The following is a 19,675-nucleotide window of genomic DNA, read 5'->3' as shown; positions in this document are numbered from 1 at the left end:
GCAAGAGTGGAACGCCGGGACAGCCCCTAGTCCCGGGGGAAGTCGTCCGTCCTGACGGTGAGACCGAGGAGCGTGTTCGTCATGTCGATCTCTCCGCCGAAGGCGACGGTCGTCTCGGTGACGTAGTCGCCGTCCTTGGGCTGGGTGTACAGATGACACTTGCCCTGGTAGGGGTCGGCGACGAGATAGACGGGCACCTCGGCGTTCGCGTACGCGGTCTTCTTGGGGCCGTAGTCGTTGGCCGCCGTCCCCTTGGAGATGACCTCGGCGACGAACTCGACGTCCTGGCAGTTCCACAGCCCCTTGGAGTCCTTGGCGGCGTCCTCGCCCACCAGTGTCACGTCGGTGGCGAACCCGTTGAGATGGCCCGGATAGTCGATGCGCACGTCGGACTTCACGCGCCGGCGCGGGTACTTGGTCCGCAACTGCTCGTAAATGTCCGCGATGATCTCCCAGTGGGTGTCCCGCTGCGGTGCCATGAAGACGGTCCCCTCGACGATCTCGACCTTGTATCCCTCGGGGGTGGTCCGCTCCATCGACTCGAACAGGGTGTCCAGAGTCAGTTCGCGGTTGTCGTCGGCCATCTCGATCCTGTCTTCGAGGACGGTCATCGTGGCACTCCTCCCCGGCCGCGACCCGGTCGAGCGCAGCCACGCGGTTCAACGATACGTACGACGATCCGGGTGCGCGGGATTTCGGTCAGTCGCTGTCGGCCGCGTACGGCTCGCCCAGGTCCCACACCTGGTACATCGCCTCCGCGAAGGCCTCCGTGATCCGGTGCTCGCCGCTCTCGTTCGGGTGGGTGCCGTCGTAGGTGTCGAGGAGGATGTCGTACCCGGAGGGCGGGGAGACGAGCAGCAGGGAGGAGCGGGGCTCGTCGAGGTCGGCGACCGCCTTCGCGAGGAGGTCGTTGAAGGAGGCCACCGCGGCGGCGAAGGGCTCGTCGGACTGCGCGCGGACGTTCGGTATCACCGGCAGGACGGCCACCCTGATCCGCGGGTTCGCCGCGCGGGCCTCGGCGACGAAGGCGCGGACGTTCTCGGCCGTCTGCTCCGCGTTCGTGTAGAAGCCCAGGTCGATCAGGCCGAGGGAGACCAGGAGCACGTCGGCGCGGTGTGCGCGGACCGCGTCCCGGATCAGCGGGACCATGTGGATCCAGCCCTCGCCCCAGCCGGCGAGATGGGCCTGCGGGAAGTCCGGCTCCGCGTACTCGTACGAGTCGGGGGACTCGGTCGCCTTGTCGTACAGCGTCTCGCGCGGGCCGACGATCCGGAACGGTCCCCCGTACGTCGCGCGCAGGTGCTGCCACATCCGGTAACGCCACGTGTGTTCCCCCGCGCTCCCGATCGTCTGGGAGTCGCCGACGGGCATGAACCTGAGCATCCGCTCATCATGGACGATCGGTACGGAGGGCATGACCGCCGGGGGTGTGAGGCTGGACACGCCTCGCGGACGCGATGCGGGGCCGGCCGGCGGCGGAGATCGAACTGAAAGTCCGTTCGAGATGGCAGGCTTGGGCCATGCGCCGATCGCCCTCGTACCTTGCCGGAGCCGCCGCCCGATCGGCCGCCGGAGCCGCCCTCGTCGTCGCGCTGTCGGCGCCGGCCGTCGCCGACAGCGGGGACGGCGGATTCACGATCAAGGACCCCCGGATCACCGAGTCCAGCGGACTCGCCGCCTCGCACCTGCACCCCGGTATCTACTGGACGCACAACGACAGCGACGACGGCCCGTACCTCTACGCCGTCGACAGCAGGACCGGCGAGACCGTCGCCACCGTCACGATGAGCGGGGTCGGCGCCCCCCGCGACGTCGAGGCCATCTCCCTGGGCCCGGACGGCGATCTCTACGTCGGTGACATCGGCGACAACCTCGGCGGCACCTGGAACCACGTCTGGATCTACAAGCTGCCCGAGCCGAAGGTGCTCAAGGACCAGACGGTCCGGGCCACCCAGTACGTCGTGAAGTACGCGGACGGGCCCCGCAACGCGGAGGCGCTGATGGTGCATCCGAAGACCGGGCGGGTCTACATCGCCGACAAGAACGAGGACGGCGGCCACCTGTACGAGGGCCCCGCGCAGCTCTCCTCCTCCGGGACGAACGTGTTCCGCAGTGTCGCCACCATCGATCTCTGGGTCACCGACGGCGCCTTCTCGCCGAACGGTGAACAGCTCGCGCTGCGCGGGTACTTCGGCGGGATCGTGTACACCTGGAACGACGGGAGGCCCAAGCGGCAGGGGCGGCTGAACGTCCCTCTGCAGGGACAGGGCGAGTCCGTCACGTACACGCCCGACGGGTCCGAGCTGATGTACGGGAGCGAGGGCAAGGACAGCCCGGTGCAGCCCGGTTCGGTTCCCGGGGGCGGCTCCGACTCCAAGTCCCCTTCGAAGAGCGGTGGTTCCTCGTCGTCGGCGGGCGGTGACGGAGGCGGTGGGCTGGGCTCCGGCGCCAAGGGGGCGCTGGCGGTGGGTGCTGTGCTGGTGGTGGTCCTCGGAGTGAGGCGGCTGCGGCGCAAGTCCTAGGGAGCCGGGAGTCGTGCGGGCTCGTGGTCCGGGGGAGCGCCGGCGGTGACGCGCGCGGCGACGGGAGACGAACACGAGGAAGGGGCGCCCGGCGAGTGCCGGGCGCCCCTTCCCTGTACGGCTGAGGTCAGAGCTTCTCGATGACGTGGTCGACGCACTTCGTCAGCGCCTCGACGTCCGCCGGGTCGATCGCCGGGAACATCGCGACGCGCAGCTGGTTGCGGCCGAGCTTGCGGTAGGGCTCGGTGTCGACGATGCCGTTGGCGCGCAGCACCTTGGCGACGGCGGCGGCGTCGATCTCGTCGTCGAAGTCGATCGTGCCGATGACCTGCGAGCGCTTGGCCGCGTCGGTGACGAACGGGGTGGCGTACTTGGAGTCCTCGGCCCAGGTGTACAGCCGGGTCGAGGAGTCCTTGGTGCGGGCCGTGGACCAGGCCAGGCCGCCCTGGCCGTTGATCCATTCGAGCTGCTCGTTGAGCAGGAAGAGGGTGGCGAGCGCCGGGGTGTTGTACGTCTGGTTCTTGCGGGAGTTGTCGATCGCCGTGGGGAGCGAGAAGAACTCCGGCACATGGCGGCCCGACGCGTGGACGCGCTCGGCGCGCTCGATGGCGGCGGGGGAGAAGACGCCGATCCACAGGCCGCCGTCGGAGGCGAAGGACTTCTGCGGGGCGAAGTAGTAGACGTCCGTCTCGGCGATGTCGACCGGCAGGCCGCCCGCGCCGGAGGTGGCGTCCACGAGGACGAGGGAGCCCTCGTCGGCGCCCGCGACCCGGCGGACGGGGGCGGCGACACCGGTGGAGGTCTCGTTGTGGGTGAAGGCGTACACGTCGACGCCGGCCTCGGCCGAGGGCTCGGGGTGGGTGCCCGGGTCGGACGCGATCACGGTGGGTTCGGCGAGCCACGGGGCGAGCTTCGCGGCCTTGGCGAACTTGGAGCTGAACTCACCGAAGGTGAGGTGCTGCGACTTGTTCTCGATCAGGCCGTGGGTCGCCACGTCCCAGAACGCGGTGGAGCCGCCGTTGCCGAGGACCACCTCGTACCCGTCGGGCAGCGAGAACAGTTCGCGTACACCCTCCCGGACCCTCCCGACGAGGTTCTTGACGGGCGCCTGGCGGTGGGACGTACCGAGCAGCGAACTGCCGGTCGCCGCCAGCGCGTCCAGTGCCTCCGTCCGCACCTTGGAGGGACCGGCGCCGAAGCGTCCGTCGGCGGGCTTGATGTCAGCGGGAATCTGGATGTCAGCCACGAGCCGGAGGGTATCTCCTCGGTGAAACCGGACGGAAGCGTGTCCGTTCGATGAGACGACCCGGCCGGCCCGTGGCCGCGGGGGTGCGCGACTGTCCGCCGCGCACCCCCGTGGACGGCTACGGGGCGAGCCGGACCGGCAGTTCGAACAGGTCGTTCTGGGTCACCACGGGCTTGTTGCGCAACTCCGCCACGGGGACCGCCAGATCGAGGGCGGGGAAGCGCTCGTACAGCGCCGGCAGCGCCACGCCCGCCTCCAGCCGGGACAGGGCGGCGCCCGGGCAGACGTGCGGTCCGTGGCCGAAGGAGATGTGGCGGTTGGCGGTGGTGCGGGTGACGTCGAAGTCCCCGGCCGTCGGGCCGTGGGCGTTCTCGTCCCGCCCGATCGCGCCGTACGACACGATCAGCGCGTCACCCGCGGGGATGACCTTGTCGCCGACCGGCACGTCCTCCGTCGCGAAGCGGATCAGGACGTGCGAGGTGGGGGTGGAGTGGCGCAGCGTCTCCTCCACCACCGCCGACCAGTCCGCCTCACCGGAAAGGACGAGCGCGCGCTGCTCCGGATGGGCGGACAGGTTGACCACCGCGTTGACGATGAGGGAGATCGTCGTCTCGTGCCCCGCCGCCACCATCAGCTGGAGGGTGGAGACGATCTCCTCGTCGGTGAGGTGGTCGCCGTCCTCGGCGGCGACGATCAGGGCGCTGGTCAGGTCGTCGCCGGGCTCGGCGCGTTTGGCCGCGACCGTGTCCGCCATGATCCCGGCCAGCTCGGTGAGCGTGGCGAGGACCTCGGCCGGCGGGGTCTGCGTCGAGAAGAACTTCTCGAACAGCTCCTTGAGACGGGGCAGCCGGGACTCCTCGATGCCCATGAGGTCGGCGACGACGTACATGGGCAGCGGATAGGCGAAGCCGGCCTTCAGGTCGACGACACCGGCGTCCGCGGAGAGCTGGTCGAGCAGCCCCTGCGTCATCTTGGTGATCCGCTCCCGCATCTGCTCCACCCGGCGGGGCGTCAGCGCCTGCGCCACCAGCGTGCGCATCCTGCGGTGGTCCGCGCCGTCGACCGTCAGCATGGAACGGCCGGGGTTGGCGAGGCCGATCAGCGGCCAGTCGGGGGCTATCTCGCCGCGCTGCCAGGCGCCCCACACGTTGATGTCCTTCACCAGCCGGGGGTCCGTGAGCAGGGCGCGGGCCTCCGCGTGGCGCGTGACCGCCCAGACGGGTACGCCGCCGGGCAGTTCCACCGCGGCCAGCGGACCGGCTTCGCGCAGCCGGGCGCTCTCGCCGTCGAGGTCGGACACGAACGGGTCGAGAGCGATACGTGCGGTCATGCGGGGATGCCTCCAAGAGCCGGGGTGGGGTTGCCGCGTCGTCGCGGGGGCCGTGGCAACGGCGCATGCCGCCGAGGCCCCCGCGGACCCCGGCCGGACACGCGGGCCGGCCGGGCGCGGTGGAGTCTCACAGTGCGGGTACGGGGGTGAAGCGCACCGGGAGTTCGGTGAGGCCGCGCAGCCAGGGTGAGGGCCGGCGGGTGAGGGTTTCGGCGGGTACCGCCAGGTCGATGTCGGGCAGCCGGTCCAGTACGACCTCGATGCCGGTGCGCGCGATGACCTCGGCGACCTCCTGGGCCGGGAACGGGCAGCGGTGCTCGCCGTGTCCGAAGGAGAAGTGGGCGTTGTTGCCGCCGGTGAGGGCGGAGCCGTCGGTGCGGACCTGCGGGTCGGAGTTGGCGCCCTGGAGACCGAGCAGCAGCAGGTCGCCGGCGCGGACGCGATGGCCGCCGAGCTGGGTGTCGCGGGAGGCCCAGCGCCCGGCGACGTTCTGGGTGGGGGTGTCCTCCCAGAGGACCTCGTTCATGGCCTCGGCGACGCTGTTGCGGCCGCCGAAGAGGGAGGCGGCGAAGCGGTCGTCCGTGAGCATCAGGCGCAGCGAGTTGCCGATCCAGTCCGCGGTGGGCTGGTGGCCCGCGGCCATCATCACCATCAGGTCCTGGATGATCTCCTCGTCGGTGAAGCCGGAGGCGTCGGCGAGCATCCGGGAGACGACGTCGTTCGCCGGGTCGGCCTTGCGGTCGGCCAGCAGCCGCGCCATGGAGCCGGCGAGGTGCTGCTGTCCTGCGAGTGCCCCCGCCCGGCCGTTGATCATGTCGTTGAGGGCGGTGACCAGGCCGGGGCCCTGTTCCTCGGAGAAGCCGTAGAGCGTCGCGAGGACCCGTACGGGCAGCAGCGCCGCGTAGTCCCCGACGAGGTCGATCTCGCCCTTGGCGCAGGCCGCGTCGATGAGTCCGTCGGCGAACCGCTCGGCGTGGGAGCGCAGTTCGAAGGGGTCGACGGCCTCCAGCGCCTCGCTGATCATCGCGGCGCGCTCGCGGTGGCGTTCGCCGACCGTGTAGAGGATGGAGGGCTGCTTGCGGCCGATCATCGGCAGCAGCGGCCAGTCGTCGGGGATGCGGTCCCACTGGTTCCACAGGTCGGAGTCCCGGCTGAACAGCACGGGATCGCCGGTGACCTGGTGCAGCTCGCGGTAGCCGAGCACCAGCCACGCCGGGATGTCGCCGTCCAGCACGACGGACGCCACCGAACCGTGGTCGCGCCGCATCTCCCGGTACAGCTCGGCCGGTTCGGTCTGGAACCGGGGCCCGCTGAGGGGCACGGGGGCGGAGGTCACAGGGCCAACTCCGGGGACTTGGTGACTTCTTCGGGGGCCGGGGTGGCCGGTGTGGCCGGGGCGGTGGCCTCGGCCGCGGCGGCGTACACGGTCTTCAGGTGTTCGACCAGGGTGATCAGCACCCGCTTGCTGGACTCCCGGGAGCGGGCGTCGCAGTCGATGAGCGGGACGTGCGGGTCGAGGTCGAGGGCCTCGCGGATCTCGGCGGGGGTGTGTCCGGGGCCGCCGAAGTCGTTGCAGGCGACGATGAACGGCGTGCCGTGGTGCTCCAGGCGGTCGATCGCGTACCAGGAGTCGTCGATGCGGCGGGTGTCGACGAGGACGACCGCGCCGAGGGTGCCGGAGAAGAGGCGGTCCCACAGGAACCAGAAGCGTTCCTGGCCGGGCGCGCCGAACAGGTACAGCACGTTGTGGGCGTCGAGCGTGATGCGGCCGAAGTCGAAGGCGACGGTGGTCGCGGACTTGCCGCGGACCTCGCTGATGTCGTCGATCGCCTCACCGGCCCGGGTCATCGTCTCCTCGGTGTTGAGGGGACGTATCTCGCTCACGGAGCGGACCAGGGTCGTCTTGCCGACGCCGAAACCGCCGACGACCACGATCTTCAGACCGTTGTCGGCGGTGGCGCCCAGCGGGGTCCTCGCGTCAGAGGTTGCGTAGTCCAACGAGCACCTGCTCCAGGATGTCGGGATCGGGTAGTGCTGCCTTCTGCGGGTGGCGGGCGCTGACCCGGCCCGCGGCGAGCAGGTCGGAGAGCAGGACCCGGGTGATGGACACCGGCAGCTTCAGCACGGCGGCGATCTCCACGACCGCCGTCGGCCGCTCGCACAGCCGCAGGATCGCGGCGTGCTCCGACTGCATGCCCAAGGCCGGGTCGCACTCGGCGACCACGAGCGTCACGAGGTCGAACGGGGTGTCCGGCCCGGAACGGCTGCGTCCCCCGGTGAGGGTGTACAGCCGGTCGGGCGCGTCGTCCCTGCCCGGACGGCTCATGACGACCGGGGCTGCGCGCTCAGGTGTTCGCCGAGCTGCTCCACCAGCTCGCTCATGTTGTGCCCGACCAGGCCGGCGTCCGCGTCCTCGGCGGTGACCACGGCGAGATGGGCACCGTCACCGGCCTCCACGATGAACAGGACCCCGCCGTAGAACTCGGTCATCGCCGAGCGCACACCGCCGCTGCCGTCGCCGAACTCCACGGACGCGCCGTGGGACAGCGACTGGATGCCCGCGGCGATCGCGGCGAGCTGGTCCGCCCGGTCGACGGTGAGCTCCGGGGTGCGGCACAGCTTCAGGCCGTCGCGGGAGAGCACGAGGGCGTGCCGGGCGCCCGGGGTGCGCTCGAGGAGACCCTCGATGAGCCAGGAGAGCTTCTCGTCGGCGGTGGTGGTGCCGGTCATGAAGTGGTGTCGCCTTCCGGGTGTGGGGGGTGGGTGTCCCGTACGGCTGCTTCGTCGCGTACGGCGTTCTCGGGGGTGTACGCCGGGGCGCGTACGGAGTCCTCGGGCACGGTCCCCTGGACCGCGGCCTGGTCCGGTGCCGTGCCGCGGACGGCCTGGCGGAAGCTGCTGAACCGGGCGGCGGTGACCTTGGAGTCGGTGGCGCGGGGTTCGGGGTCGGGAGCCTGGCCGGCGAGGCGGGCGCGGCTGCGCTCGGCGTGCGCGAGGGTGCGGCCGCGGCGGCGCTTGGGCAGGCTGTCGGCGGCGGGCCCGGCGTCCTCGTGCCGGGGGGAGTCGTGGGTGGGGACCGGGTCCGGGTCGAGGTCCGCGGTGGCCCGTGCGGCGGCGTACGACACCGAGGTCGCCTGCTCGGCCGCGGGGTGGTCCCCGGCCGCGACGGTGCGGTCCTCGGCGGATACGGGGGCGGGGGCCGGTGTCTCGGCGGGCGCGGCCTGGGGAGCCGCGGGCGCGGGCGCGGACGGCAGGGACAGCAGGTCCTGGGGGATGAGCACCAGGACGCCGGTGCCGCCGCGCGCCGAGGGCCGGAAGGAGACCTTCAGACCGTGCTTGCGGGCGAGCCGGCCGACCACCGCGAGGCCGAGCCGGGTGCCGGTGAGGCCGCCCAGTTCGGCGCCGTCGCCGGAGACGGCGCGCTCGGCGCGGCGCAGCTGGACGTCGCCCATGACGAGGCCGCTGTCCTCGACGGAGACGATGACACCGGCCGGGACCTCCTCGACGTACACATGGACCTCGGCGGTCGGCGGCGAGAAGTTCGCCGCGTTGTCGAGGAGTTCGGCGAGCGCGTGCATCACGCCCTCGGCGGCGTGTCCGGCGACGGCGGCGTCGCTGGAGGAGTGCAGGCGCACCCGCTGGTAGCCGCCGATGCGCCCCATGGCGCCGCGCAGGATCGACTCCATGACGATGGGCCGTGCCCAGCGGCGGCCGGAGCGGGCGCCCGCGAGGACGGCGACGGAGTCGGCGAGGCGGCCGGCCTGCGCGGTGCGGTGGTCGAGGTGCAGGAGATCGGCGAGGACCTCCTCGTCGGAGTGCTTCTCCTCCATGGCGCGGAGGTCGGCGAGCATGGCCGTGGAGAGGGCCTGCATGCGGCCGGCCGCGTTGGCGGTGGCCGAGATCGCGGCGGCGCGCTCGCTCGTGGCCTGCCGGACCTGCTGGGTGAGGCGCGCCCCGTCCGCGGCGAGTTCGGCGGACCGCCGCTGTTCCTCGGCGGTCTCGGCGCCGAGCCGCTGCCGTTCGGCCTCGAAGTCGGCGGTGAGGCGGGCGCGTTCGCGGGCCTCGGCGTCGGCCGTCCGGGTCCGGTCGCGGGCGGACTCCTCCGCGAGCCGGGTGCGTTCCTGGTGGAACTCCTCGGCCTGGCGGGCCCGTTCCTGGAGGAGCCGGCCGGCGTCCTGGCTCACGGTGTCGAGGCGGCGGCGCGCCAGTTGCGCGGTCCGTACGGCGCGGGTGGCGACCGCGACGGCCGCACAGAGCAGCACGGCGGCCGTTCCGGTGACCCAGGCGACAGGCACCCGGGCGGAGTTCGGCGCGGTCGCCACCGCGCCGACCACCGCGAGCGCCGCCAGGGCGGCGGTGAGCAGGGGTGCGGTCGCTGTGGCGCGGAGGGTGGGTCGTTCGCCGGAGGGGCTGGGCGCGGTCATGAATCCTGTCCTCGGTCCGTGTCCTCGGTCGTTTCCTGGGCGAGAGGCGACACCTGATACTCAATTCGCCGTCACTATATGAGAGTTCGTGATCGCATTGGGAAGGTTCTGGATCCGGCCCCGTCATCGGACCGCGATTCGGACGCCCCGGATACCGCCCGGGGCCACCGTCCGGGGCCATCCTGGAGGCATGACGGATCTTGGCGATCGGGAACCGGCGGAATTTCGGGAACTGCGGGCCGCACTGCGGGAACGGCTCGCCGCGGAGGTGCGCGGCGAGGTCTCCTTCGACGCCACCGCACGCGCGCTGACCAGCATGGACGCTTCCAACTACCGGCGCGTCCCGCTCGGTGTGGTGGCCCCGCGCGACAGCGACGACGTGGCGGCCGCGCTGTCCGTGTGCCGCGCGTTCGCGGTGCCGGTCGTCGCGCGCGGCGGCGGCACCTCGATCGCGGGCCAGGCGACCGGCACCGGCGTCGTCCTCGACTTCACCCGGCACATGAACCGGATCGTCGCGCTGGACCCCGAAACCCGCACCGCCGTCGTACAGCCCGGCGTCGTCCTGGACCGCCTCCAGGAAGCCGCCGCCCCGCACGGTCTGCGCTTCGGCCCCGACCCCTCCACCCACGGCCGCTGCACCCTCGGCGGAATGATCGGGAACAACGCGTGCGGGTCGCACTCGGTGGCGTGGGGTACGACCGCGGACAGCGTGCGCGAGCTGTCGGTGCTCACCGGCCGGGCGGAGGCCCGCGGGCTCGGCCGGGACTGGCGGGGCGCCCCGCCCGGTCTCCGCGCCCTGGTGGAGGGCGAGTTGGCCCGCCTGCGCACCGGCTTCCCGGACCTGCCCCGCCGTATCTCCGGCTACGCGCTGGACGCCCTGCTCCCCGAGAGGGGCGCGGACGTCGCCCGCTCCTTCTGCGGCTCCGAGGGCACGCTGGGCATCCTGACCGAAGCGGTCGTGGGCCTGGTCGAGGCACCGCGGGCGACGGCGCTGGCCGTGCTCGGGTACGCGGACGAGGGCGCGGCGGCGGAGGCGGCCGCCGGGCTGCTGCCGCTCGGGCCGCTCACGGTGGAGGGGATGGCCGCGGACCTCGTACCGCCGGGCGCGGGGCTGCCGCGGGGCGGGGCCTGGCTGTTCGTCGAGACGGGCGGCGCCGACGCGGGAGAGGCCCGCGCGCGGGCCGAGGCGGTCCTGCGCGCCGCCGACGTCCTCGACGCCGCCGTGGTCACCGACCCGGCCGGGCAGCGTGCCCTGTGGCGGCTGCGCGAGGACGCGAGCGGCACGGCGACCCGGATGCCGGGCGACGGGGGAGAGGCGTGGCCCGGCTGGGAGGACTGCGCGGTGCCGCCGGCCCGGCTCGGCGCGTATCTGCGCGACTTCCGGGGCCTGTTGAGGGCCCACGGGCTGCGCGGGACGCCGTACGGGCACTTCGGGGACGGCTGCATCCACGTCCGCATCGACTTCGACCTGCTGACGAGCGCGGGGATCGGCCGCTTCCGCGGCTTCTCGCGGGAACTGGCGGAACTGGTGGTCGCGCACGGCGGCTCGCTCTCCGGCGAGCACGGCGACGGCCAGGCACGGGCCGAACTGCTGCCCCTCATGTACGGTCCCGAACTGGTCGGCCTCTTCGAGCGGGCCAAGGATCTCTGGGACCCGGACGGCCTGCTCAACCCCGGAATGCTGGTGCGCCCGCACCGGCTGGACGAGAACCTGCGGTTCGCGGTGCTGCCGCGCGAACCGGTGGACGTGACGTTCGGATATCCGGCGGACGGCGGGGACTTCTCCGCCGCGGTGCGCCGTTGCGTGGGGGTCGCCAAGTGCCGTACGACGACGCCCTCCGACACGGGTGTCATGTGCCCGTCGTTCCGGGTGACGGGCGAGGAGGAGCACTCCACCCGGGGACGCGCGCGGCTGCTGCACGAGATGCTGGCGGGCGAGGTGGTCACCGGCGGCTGGCGGTCGACGGAGGTCCGTGACGCGCTGGACCTGTGTCTGTCCTGCAAGGGGTGCCGCTCCGACTGCCCGGTCGGCGTCGACATGGCCACGTACAAGGCGGAGTTCCTGCACCACCACTACGCGGGCCGGCGCCGTCCCGCCGCGCACTACGCCCTGGGACGGCTGCCCGAGTGGCTCGCGCTGGTCGCCCGGACCAGGACCGCCGGGCTGCTCAACACGCTGTCCTCGCTGCGGGCGCCGGCCGCGGTGGCCAAGCGGCTGGCCGGGATCGCACCCGAGCGGCAGATCCCGCGGCTGGCGCCCGAGACGTTCAGCCGGTGGTGGCAGCGTCGGTTCAAGGAGCGGGTGCGGCGGATGATGCGTGAGGGGGTGCACGGGACCGCCGGGAACGGCGTCGAGGGGTACGGAGCCGACGGGAACGGTGCCGTCGCCCCGGCGGAGGTGGCCTTCCTGTGGCCGGACACCTTCACGGAGCACCTCTCGCCGTCGGTGGGCCGGGCGGCCGTACGGGTGCTGGAGGCGGCGGGCGTGGACGTGATGCTGACGCCGACGGTGGCGATGAGAAAGCTGGGGAGTCCAGGGAGGAGCGGCAGGAGCCGGATGGGCGGCAGGAAGAGGGCGACGGGGGCACCCGGGACGACGGGGACGACCGCCGGAGTGCCGGGCGCGGGCCGCACGCCGGACGGACCGGCCCCGTGGGCGGTCGGCCGCGCGGGCCGCGTCTGCTGCGGTCTGACGTACGTCTCCACCGGCCAGCTCGACCTCGCCCGCGCGGTGATGCGCCGCACACTCGACCTGATGGGTGCCTTCCTGGATCCGGACGTCCACCCGCGGCCCCCTTCCGTCGTCGTCCTGGAACCGAGCTGTGCCGCCGCGCTGCGCACGGACCTCCCGGAGCTCCTCCACGACGACCCGCGCGCGGCGCGCCTGGCCTCGGCGGTGCTGACGTTCGCCGAGGCGCTGGAACGGCTGGCGCCGGACTGGTCGCCCCCGTCGCTGGACCGGCCCGTCGTCGGTCAGACCCACTGCCACCAGCACGCCGTCCTCGGCGACGCGGCCGACCGCCGGCTGCGCGCGGCGGCGGGCCTGACCGGCTCCCTCGCGGGCGGCTGCTGCGGCCTCGCGGGCGACTTCGGCTTCGGGAAGGGCCACTACGACGTGTCGGTGGCGTGCGCGGCGGAACAGCTCCTTCCGGCGGTGGCGGCGGCCGGCGACGACGCGGTGCTCCTCGCGGACGGCTACTCCTGCCGCACGCAACTGGAGCAGCTGACGGGCCGCGGCGGAAGGCACCTGGCGGAGGTGCTGGCGGAGGCACTCGACGACTCCGACCGACGGGCGGCCCACGGGCCTGGGCACGAGAATGGCGACATGTGCTGACTACCGTGCCGTTCCCAGCCATCCCCCTCACCGAGGAGTGCCGCGCATGAGGCTCCGCCTGCAGGTCATCACCCGTGAAGAGCATCTGGCGTTCGTCGCGACACGGGCCTCGGTCAGCCATATGCAGGTGCCGTCCTGGGGTGAGGTGAAGCCGGACTGGCGGGCGGAGAGCCTCGGGTGGTTCGACGGGGAGGGCCGGCTCGTCGGGGCCGGTCTCGTGCTGCTGCGGCCGCTGCCGAAGGTGCGCCGGTACCTCGCCTACCTCCCGGAGGGGCCGGTCGTCGACTGGTACGCGGCCGATCTCGTGGAGCGCTGGCTCGACCCGATGCTCGCCCATCTGAAGGGGCGGGGCGCGTTCTCGGTGAAGATGGGGCCGCCCGTCGTCGTACGCCGGTGGAGCGCCGACGCCGTCAAGGCGGCGATCGCCGACCCGGCCGCGCGCCGGCTCGGGGACGCCGAGGCGACGACGTACGAACCGGCCGCCGCCGGTGTCGCGGAGCGGCTGCGGAACCGCGGGTGGCGGCCGGCCGAGGCGGGCGCCGAGGACGGGTTCGCGGCCGGGCAGCCGCGCTACGTCTTCCAGGTCCCCTTCGGCGGCAGGTCCCTGGAGGAGATCCGGGGTGGCCTCAACCAGCAGTGGCGGCGCAACATCAAGAAGGCCGAGAAGGCCGGCGTGAAGGTCGTGCGCGGCGGTTACGACGACCTGCCCGCGTTCTACGAGCTCTACGCGGAGACCGCCGGGCGCGACCGCTTCATCCCCCGGCCGCTGCCCTACTTCCAGCGCATGTGGACCGCCCTGACCGCCGAGGACCCGGACCGTATGCGGCTCTACCTCGCGCACCACGACGGCGAGATCCTCGCCGCGGCCACGATGCTGACGGTCGGCACCCACGTCTGGTACTCCTACGGCGCCTCCACCAGCCGCAGGCGCGAGGTCCAGCCCAACAACGCCATCCAGTGGCGCATGATGACCGACGCCCACGAACGGGGCGCCGCCGTCTACGACTTCCGCGGCATCACCGACGCCCTGGAGGAGTCCGACCACCTGCTCGGCCTGCTCCGCTTCAAGGCCGGCGCGGGCGGCGAGGCCGTCGAGTACCTCGGCGAGTGGGACTTCCCCCTCAACCGCGTCCTCCACCGGGCCCTCGACCTGTACATGGCCCGCCGCTGAGCCCCCGGGGTCCACGGGGGCCGGCACCGCCGCTGTGAGGAACGAGACAGGGTCGTACAGGGTTCACGCGCCTGACCGAGTCCATTACTCTGGACCGGAAAGTGCAGCGTGCTGCACGCGTCCCGAGTCGAGCCCCTGGAAGGCACCGTGAACACCCCCAGCGCCGTCCCGCCCTCCCCGGCGTCCGCGACCCCGGTCGCCCCGGTGATGGCACCCCTGCCCGGTACGGGCGACGGTTCCCCGGTCCGGCGCGGCGGCCTCGGGCCTGTCGGCCTGGTCCTCGCCGGAGGCGTCTCCGTGCAGTTCGGCGGCGCGCTGGCGGTGACCCTGATGCCGCGCACCGGGGCGCTCGGAGTGGTGACCCTGCGGCTGCTGGTGGCCGCGATCGTGCTGATGGTGATCTGCCGGCCGAAGGTGCGCGGACACTCCCGGGCCGACTGGGTCACGGTCCTCCTCTTCGGGCTGACCATGGCCGCGATGAACGGCCTCTTCTACCAGTCGGTCGCCCGCATCCCGCTGGGCCCCGCCGTCACCCTGGAGGTGCTGGGCCCGCTGGTGCTCTCGGTGGTCGCCTCCCGCCGCGCCCTGAACCTGCTCTGGGCGGGCCTCGCCCTCGGCGGGGTCTTCCTGCTCGGCGGCGGAGGCTTCGCCGGCCTGGACGGAGCCGGTGTCGCCTTCGCGCTGTCCGCCGGCGCGATGTGGGCGGCGTACATCGTCTTCAGCGCCCGTACGGGCCGGCGCTTCCCGCAGGCCGACGGGCTGGCGCTCGCCATGGTGGTCGCGGCGGTGGCGTTCCTGCCGCTGGGGGTCGCCGAGGCCGGGACCCGGCTGCTCGACCCGGCGACCGTGGCGCTCGGGGCCGCGGTGGCCGTCCTGTCCTCCGTCCTCCCCTACACCCTCGAACTCCTCGCGCTGCGCCGCCTTCCCGCCTCCACCTTCGCCATCCTGATGAGCCTGGAACCGGCCGTCGCCGCGACCGCCGGCTTCCTCGTCCTGCATCAGGCGCTCTCCGTCACCGAGGCCCTCGCGATCACCCTCGTCATCGCGGCGAGCATGGGCGCGGTGCGGACGCAGGTGGGCCGGGGAAGGGCCAAGCCGGCGTAGGCGCGTCCGCGGGGGGACCGGGAACGGCCTGGGCGTGGCCGTCGGCCGCTGTCCCCGGGGGCTGCCGCCCCCGCACCCCCGCTTCGGCCTGGACGGCCTCGTCCTCGAGCGCCGGACGGGCTGATGGTGTGTGCCCGCGCTGAGAGGGCGGGGGCCGTGCCCGAACCATGTGGCGCGGGCCGGCATCTCCAGCCCGTCCGGCGTTCGAGGACGAGGCCTTCGGGCGACAGGCGGGGGTCCAGGGGGCGCAGCGCCCCTGACGACGGGACTGGAGGGAACCGCACCTTCCCACCTCCCCCCAGATGTCCGGCCCCGAATTAATGCAAGCACGCTTGCTTGTTTCTCCGCCCGCTGCCATGCTCCGGAACGCACCGCGCAGGACCCCGCACACCGTCGTGCCCCGAGGGAGCGTCATCATGTCCGACCCGTCGTCCGTGATCGACGATCTGCATCGGGAGAGCGAGGAACTCGACCTGCTGGTAGGTGGGTTGGACGAGGAGGGCTGGCGGCTCGCCACCCCGGCCCCGGGCTGGACAGTCGCCCACCAGATCGCTCACCTGGCCTGGACGGACCGCTCCTCGCTGCTCGCCGTGACCGACGCCGAGGCCTTCGCGAAGGAGGTCGAGAAGGCGATCGCCGCACCCGGCGGATTCGTGGACGAGGGTGCCGAGGAGGGCGCGGCCAAGCCGGCCGCCGCACTGCTCGCCGACTGGCGCTCGGGGCGCAGGGCGCTGGAGGAGTCCCTCCGCGCGGCCCCCGCCGGAACCCGCTTCCCCTGGTACGGCCCGCCCATGTCGGTCGCGTCCGTGGCCACCGGCCGCCTGATGGAGACGTGGGCGCACGGCCAGGACGTGGCGGACGCGCTGGGGGTGACGCGCACCCCCACGGACCGGCTCCGGCACGTGGTGCGGATCGGCGTCCGCGCGCGGGACTTCGCCTTCGGGGTACGCGGACTCACCCCGCCGGACGGGGAGTTCCGCGTCGAACTGGTGAGTTCCACCGGTGAGGTGTGGACGTACGGGCCCGAGGACGCGTCCCAGCGGGTCACCGGTCCCGCCCTCGACTTCTGTCTCCTGGTCACCCAGCGCGCCCACCGCGCCGACCTCGCCGTACGGGCACAGGGCCCCGACGCCGACCGCTGGCTGGACATCGCCCAGGCCTTCGCGGGGCCGCCGGGGGACGGACGGCAGCCCAGGCAGGCGCGGTCCGCGGAGCCGGGCGAGTGAGCGGCTCCCTCCCGTCCCCGCGTCCCCTGCGCATAGGGAACGCCTCCGGCTTCTACGGGGACCGTTTCGACGCGATGCGAGAGATGCTCACCGGCGGTCCCCTGGACGTCCTCACCGGCGACTACCTCGCCGAACTGACGATGCTCATCCTCGGCCGCGACCGTCTGAAGAACCCGGCGGGCGGCTACGCGCGCACCTTCCTGCGGCAGTTGGAGGAGTGCCTCGGCCTCGCGCACGAGCGGGGCGTCCGAATCGTGGCGAACGCGGGCGGCCTCAACCCCGCCGGACTCGCCGGCGCCGTGCGGGAGCTGGCCGGGCGGCTGGGCATCCCCGTACGCGTCGCCCATGTCGAGGGGGACGACCTCACCCGCGGCCACCCCGGCACTCTCGCCGCGCACGCCTACCTCGGCGGCGCCGGGATCGCCGCCTGTCTGCGCGAGGGCGCGGACATCGTGGTGACCGGCCGGGTCACGGACGCCGCGCTGGTCACCGGTCCGGCCGTCGCCCACTTCGGCTGGGCCCCGGACGCGTACGACCGCCTGGCGGGCGCCGTCGTCACCGGGCACGTCCTGGAGTGCGGCACCCAGGCGACCGGCGGCAACTACGCCTTCTTCGGCGAGCACCCCGCGCGGCTGCTGCGCCGCCCCGGTTTCCCGCTCGCCGAACTCCACGAGGACGGCACGAGCGTCATCACCAAACACGACGGCACGGGCGGCCTCGTGGACATCGGCACGGTCACCGCGCAGCTCCTGTACGAGACGTCCGGTGCCCGGTACGCGGGTCCCGACGTCACCGCCCGCCTCGACTCGGTGACGCTCACCCAGGAGGGCCCCGACCGGGTCCGGATCGCGGGCGTCCGGGGCGAGGCGCCGCCGCCCACCCTCAAGGTCGGCCTCAACCGTCTCGGCGGCTACCGCAACGAGGTCGTCTTCGTCCTGACCGGGCTGGACATCGAGGCGAAGGCCGCGCTCGTACGGGACCAGATGGAGAGCGCGCTCGACGCCGCCAAGTCACGTCCGGCGGAAGTCCGTTGGGAGCTGTCGCGCACCGACCGGCCGGACGCTCCCACCGAGGAGACCGCGAGCGCCCTGCTCCGTCTCGTCGTACGGGACCCGGACCAGGACGCGGTCGGCCGCACGCTCGGCGGGGCGGCCGTCGAGCTGGCCCTGGCGAGCTACCCGGGCTTCCATGTGCTGGCGCCGCCGGGAAAGGGCGCGCCGTACGGGGTGTTCGAGGACTCCCGCGTCCCCCAGGACGCCGTGGAGCAGGTGGCGGTCCTCCCGGACGGGCGCCGCATCCCGGTGGACGCGGCCCGCGACACGCTCGTTCTGGAACCGGCGCCGCAGCCCGCCCTGCCCGAGCCGCCGCCCGCCGGACCGACGCGCCGCGCCCCCCTCGGTCGGGTGGCCGGCGCCCGCAGCGGGGACAAGGGCGGCGACGCCAACGTCGGTGTCTGGGTCCGTACGGACGACGCCTGGCGCTGGCTCGCCCACGAGCTGACGGCCGACCGGCTGCGGAGTCTGATCCCCGAGAGCCGACAGCTCGACGTCGTCCGCCATGTGCTGCCCAACCTCCGCGCCCTCAACTTCGTCGTCGGGGGAATCCTCGGCGAGGGGGTCGCGGCCCAGCACCGCTTCGACCCCCAGGCCAAGGGTCTCGGCGAATGGCTCCGCTCCCGCCACCTGGACATACCGGAGGCACTCCTGTGACCGTCCTCGCGTCCGCCCTGGACGCCCGCAGCCCCGAACACACCGCCAACCGCGACGTCATGCTCGCCAAGCTCGCCGCGCTGGACGCCGAGCACGCCAGGGCACTCGCGGGCGGCGGCGAGAAGTACGTCGCCCGGCATCGGGAGCGCGGCAAACTGCTCGCCCGCGAGCGCATCGAGCTGCTGCTCGACCCCGACACGCCCTTCCTGGAGCTGTCACCGCTGGCCGCCTGGGGGAGCGACGCCCCCGCGTACACGGTCGGGGCCTCGCTCGTCACCGGGATCGGGGTCGTCGAGGGCGTGGAGTGCCTGATCACCGCCAACGACCCGACGGTACGCGGCGGTGCCAGCAATCCCTGGAGCCTGAAGAAGGCGCTGCGGGCCAATGACATCGCCCTCGCCAACCGGCTGCCCTGCATCAGCCTCGTCGAGTCGGGCGGCGCCGACCTGCCGTCCCAGAAGGAGATCTTCATCCCCGGGGGCGCGATCTTCCGCGACCTGACCCGGCTGTCGGCGGCGGGCATCCCGACCGTCGCCGTCGTCTTCGGGAACTCCACCGCCGGCGGCGCGTACGTCCCCGGCATGTCCGACCACGTGATCATGGTCAAGGAACGGGCGAAGGTCTTCCTGGGCGGTCCGCCGCTGGTGAAGATGGCCACCGGCGAGGAGAGCGACGACGAGTCCCTGGGCGGCGCCGAGATGCACGCGCGCGTGTCCGGTCTCGCGGACCACTTCGCCGTCGACGAGCGGGACGCCCTCAGGCAGGCCCGGCGCGTCGTCGCCCGGCTCAACCACCGCAAGGCGTACCCGGACCCGGGACCGGCGGCCCCGCCCAAGTACGACGAGGACGAGCTGCTGGGGATCGTGCCCGGCGACCTCAAGCACCCCTTCGACCCGCGCGAGGTCATCGCCCGGATCGTCGACGGCTCGGACTTCGACGAGTTCAAGCCCCTCTACGGGACCAGCCTCACGACGGGCTGGGCGAGGCTGCACGGATACCCGGTCGGGGTGCTGGCCAACGCCCAAGGGGTCCTGTTCAGCGCCGAGTCGCAGAAGGCCGCCCAGTTCATCCAGCTCGCCAACCAGCGCGACATCCCCCTCCTCTTCCTGCACAACACCACCGGCTACATGGTCGGCAGGGAGTACGAGCAGGGCGGCATCATCAAGCACGGCGCGATGATGATCAACGCGGTGAGCAACAGCCGTGTCCCGCACCTGTCCGTCCTGATGGGCGCCTCCTACGGAGCCGGCCACTACGGCATGTGCGGACGCGCCTACGACCCGCGCTTCCTGTTCGCCTGGCCCAGCGCCAAGTCCGCCGTGATGGGCCCCCAGCAGCTCGCGGGCGTCCTGTCCATCGTGGCCCGGCAGTCGGCGGCGGCCAGGGGCCGTCCCTACGACGACGAGTCCGACGCCGCCCTGCGCGCCATGGTGGAGCAGCAGATCGAGTCGGAGTCCCTGCCGATGTTCCTGTCCGGGCGGCTGTACGACGACGGGGTGATCGACCCCCGCGACACCCGCACCGTCCTCGGCCTGTGCCTGTCCGCGATCCACACCGCGCCCTTCGAGGGCGCGCGCGGCGGCTTCGGCGTCTTCCGGATGTGAGGTCC

Annotated in this window: 16 protein-coding genes; 7 read left to right on the top strand and 9 right to left on the bottom strand. The window is 73.0% G+C overall.

Annotated features, from left to right (window positions below):
* Positions 1-26: 26 nt before the first annotated feature.
* A complete protein-coding gene (locus tag ABZV34_RS05285; protein WP_356271482.1) occupies positions 27-611 on the bottom strand; it encodes a Uma2 family endonuclease in 585 nt (194 codons plus the stop codon).
* Between the two features lie 88 nt (positions 612-699).
* Positions 700-1,383 carry an SGNH/GDSL hydrolase family protein gene (locus ABZV34_RS05280; RefSeq protein WP_356271480.1) on the bottom strand — a complete coding sequence of 228 codons (684 nt, stop codon included), beginning with the start codon at positions 1,381-1,383 and terminating at the stop codon, positions 700-702.
* 137 nt (positions 1,384-1,520) lie between these two features.
* Between ABZV34_RS05280 and ABZV34_RS05275 the strand changes: the two genes are divergently transcribed.
* Positions 1,521-2,522, top strand: coding sequence for a WD40 repeat domain-containing protein (locus ABZV34_RS05275; RefSeq protein WP_356271479.1), 1,002 nt, complete (start codon positions 1,521-1,523; stop codon positions 2,520-2,522).
* 127 nt (positions 2,523-2,649) lie between these two features.
* Here ABZV34_RS05275 and serC read toward each other — a convergent pair whose 3' ends face one another.
* The 7 genes from serC to ABZV34_RS05240 form a co-directional block, all read right to left on the bottom strand.
* Complete coding sequence (gene serC / locus ABZV34_RS05270; RefSeq protein WP_356271477.1) at positions 2,650-3,768, bottom strand: phosphoserine transaminase; 1,119 nt, start codon at positions 3,766-3,768, stop codon at positions 2,650-2,652.
* Positions 3,769-3,886: 118 nt separating this feature from the next.
* Positions 3,887-5,098 carry a cytochrome P450 gene (locus ABZV34_RS05265; protein ID WP_356271476.1) on the bottom strand — a complete coding sequence of 404 codons (1,212 nt, stop codon included), beginning with the start codon at positions 5,096-5,098 and terminating at the stop codon, positions 3,887-3,889.
* 127 nt (positions 5,099-5,225) lie between these two features.
* A complete protein-coding gene (locus ABZV34_RS05260; RefSeq protein ID WP_356271474.1) occupies positions 5,226-6,434 on the bottom strand; it encodes a cytochrome P450 in 1,209 nt (402 codons plus the stop codon).
* The gene (locus ABZV34_RS05255; protein ID WP_356271472.1) at positions 6,431-7,096 is read right to left on the bottom strand and encodes an ATP/GTP-binding protein; all 666 of its coding nucleotides are present in this window, start codon (positions 7,094-7,096) and stop codon (positions 6,431-6,433) included. Before ABZV34_RS05255 ends, ABZV34_RS05260 begins: the two co-directional genes overlap by 4 nt.
* The gene (locus ABZV34_RS05250) at positions 7,077-7,424 is read right to left on the bottom strand and encodes a DUF742 domain-containing protein (protein ID WP_356271470.1); all 348 of its coding nucleotides are present in this window, start codon (positions 7,422-7,424) and stop codon (positions 7,077-7,079) included. The genes ABZV34_RS05255 and ABZV34_RS05250 overlap by 20 nt, the downstream gene beginning before the upstream one ends.
* Positions 7,421-7,828, bottom strand: coding sequence for a roadblock/LC7 domain-containing protein (locus ABZV34_RS05245; protein WP_356271469.1), 408 nt, complete (start codon positions 7,826-7,828; stop codon positions 7,421-7,423). The genes ABZV34_RS05250 and ABZV34_RS05245 overlap by 4 nt, the downstream gene beginning before the upstream one ends.
* On the bottom strand, positions 7,825-9,522 hold the full coding sequence (locus ABZV34_RS05240; RefSeq protein WP_356271467.1) for an ATP-binding protein: 1,698 nt from the start codon (positions 9,520-9,522) through the stop codon (positions 7,825-7,827). Before ABZV34_RS05240 ends, ABZV34_RS05245 begins: the two co-directional genes overlap by 4 nt.
* 316 nt (positions 9,523-9,838) lie before the next feature.
* On the opposite strand from ABZV34_RS05240, the gene ABZV34_RS05235 reads away from it, so the two are divergent.
* The 6 genes from ABZV34_RS05235 to ABZV34_RS05210 all read left to right on the top strand — a co-directional run bounded on the left by ABZV34_RS05235 (position 9,839) and on the right by ABZV34_RS05210 (position 19,670).
* Positions 9,839-12,856 (top strand): FAD-binding and (Fe-S)-binding domain-containing protein, encoded by a 3,018-nt coding sequence (locus ABZV34_RS05235; RefSeq protein WP_356271791.1) that lies wholly within the window; start codon positions 9,839-9,841, stop codon positions 12,854-12,856.
* Positions 12,857-12,902: 46 nt separating this feature from the next.
* Complete coding sequence (locus ABZV34_RS05230; RefSeq protein WP_356271465.1) at positions 12,903-14,027, top strand: peptidoglycan bridge formation glycyltransferase FemA/FemB family protein; 1,125 nt, start codon at positions 12,903-12,905, stop codon at positions 14,025-14,027.
* Between the two features lie 147 nt (positions 14,028-14,174).
* On the top strand, positions 14,175-15,131 hold the full coding sequence (locus ABZV34_RS05225; RefSeq protein WP_356271463.1) for an EamA family transporter: 957 nt from the start codon (positions 14,175-14,177) through the stop codon (positions 15,129-15,131).
* A 416-nt stretch (positions 15,132-15,547) separates the two neighbouring features.
* Positions 15,548-16,357, top strand: a complete 810-nt coding sequence (locus ABZV34_RS05220; protein ID WP_356271461.1) for a TIGR03084 family metal-binding protein — start codon at positions 15,548-15,550, stop codon at positions 16,355-16,357.
* Positions 16,354-18,066 carry an acyclic terpene utilization AtuA family protein gene (locus ABZV34_RS05215; protein WP_356271459.1) on the top strand — a complete coding sequence of 571 codons (1,713 nt, stop codon included), beginning with the start codon at positions 16,354-16,356 and terminating at the stop codon, positions 18,064-18,066. The genes ABZV34_RS05220 and ABZV34_RS05215 overlap by 4 nt, the downstream gene beginning before the upstream one ends.
* The gene (locus tag ABZV34_RS05210; RefSeq protein ID WP_356271457.1) at positions 18,063-19,670 is read left to right on the top strand and encodes a carboxyl transferase domain-containing protein; all 1,608 of its coding nucleotides are present in this window, start codon (positions 18,063-18,065) and stop codon (positions 19,668-19,670) included. Before ABZV34_RS05215 ends, ABZV34_RS05210 begins: the two co-directional genes overlap by 4 nt.
* Positions 19,671-19,675 lie beyond the last annotated feature (5 nt).

Origin of the sequence: Streptomyces sp. NPDC005195 (assembly GCF_040608315.1) — a bacterium.
Classification (GTDB): Bacteria; Actinomycetota; Actinomycetes; order Streptomycetales; family Streptomycetaceae; genus Streptomyces; species Streptomyces kaempferi.
The sequence above is the reverse complement of the archived record's forward strand: the minus strand, read 5'-3'. Positions and strand labels throughout refer to the sequence as shown.

Bases quoted from the DNA above. Each gene is read 5' to 3' on its own strand.
- ABZV34_RS05285 (WP_356271482.1), bottom strand. From the start codon at position 611: ATGACCGTCCTCGAAGACAGGATCGAGATGGCCGACGACAACCGCGAA.
- ABZV34_RS05275 (WP_356271479.1), top strand. From the start codon at position 1,521: ATGCGCCGATCGCCCTCGTACCTTGCCGGAGCCGCCGCCCGATCGGCC.
- ABZV34_RS05230 (WP_356271465.1), top strand. From the start codon at position 12,903: ATGAGGCTCCGCCTGCAGGTCATCACCCGTGAAGAGCATCTGGCGTTC.
- ABZV34_RS05250 (WP_356271470.1), bottom strand. From the start codon at position 7,424: ATGAGCCGTCCGGGCAGGGACGACGCGCCCGACCGGCTGTACACCCTC.
- ABZV34_RS05235 (WP_356271791.1), top strand. From the start codon at position 9,839: ATGGACGCTTCCAACTACCGGCGCGTCCCGCTCGGTGTGGTGGCCCCG.
- ABZV34_RS05280 (WP_356271480.1), bottom strand. From the start codon at position 1,383: ATGCTCAGGTTCATGCCCGTCGGCGACTCCCAGACGATCGGGAGCGCG.
- ABZV34_RS05220 (WP_356271461.1), top strand. From the start codon at position 15,548: ATGTCCGACCCGTCGTCCGTGATCGACGATCTGCATCGGGAGAGCGAG.
- ABZV34_RS05245 (WP_356271469.1), bottom strand. From the start codon at position 7,828: ATGACCGGCACCACCACCGCCGACGAGAAGCTCTCCTGGCTCATCGAG.
- ABZV34_RS05265 (WP_356271476.1), bottom strand. From the start codon at position 5,098: ATGACCGCACGTATCGCTCTCGACCCGTTCGTGTCCGACCTCGACGGC.
- ABZV34_RS05240 (WP_356271467.1), bottom strand. From the start codon at position 9,522: ATGACCGCGCCCAGCCCCTCCGGCGAACGACCCACCCTCCGCGCCACA.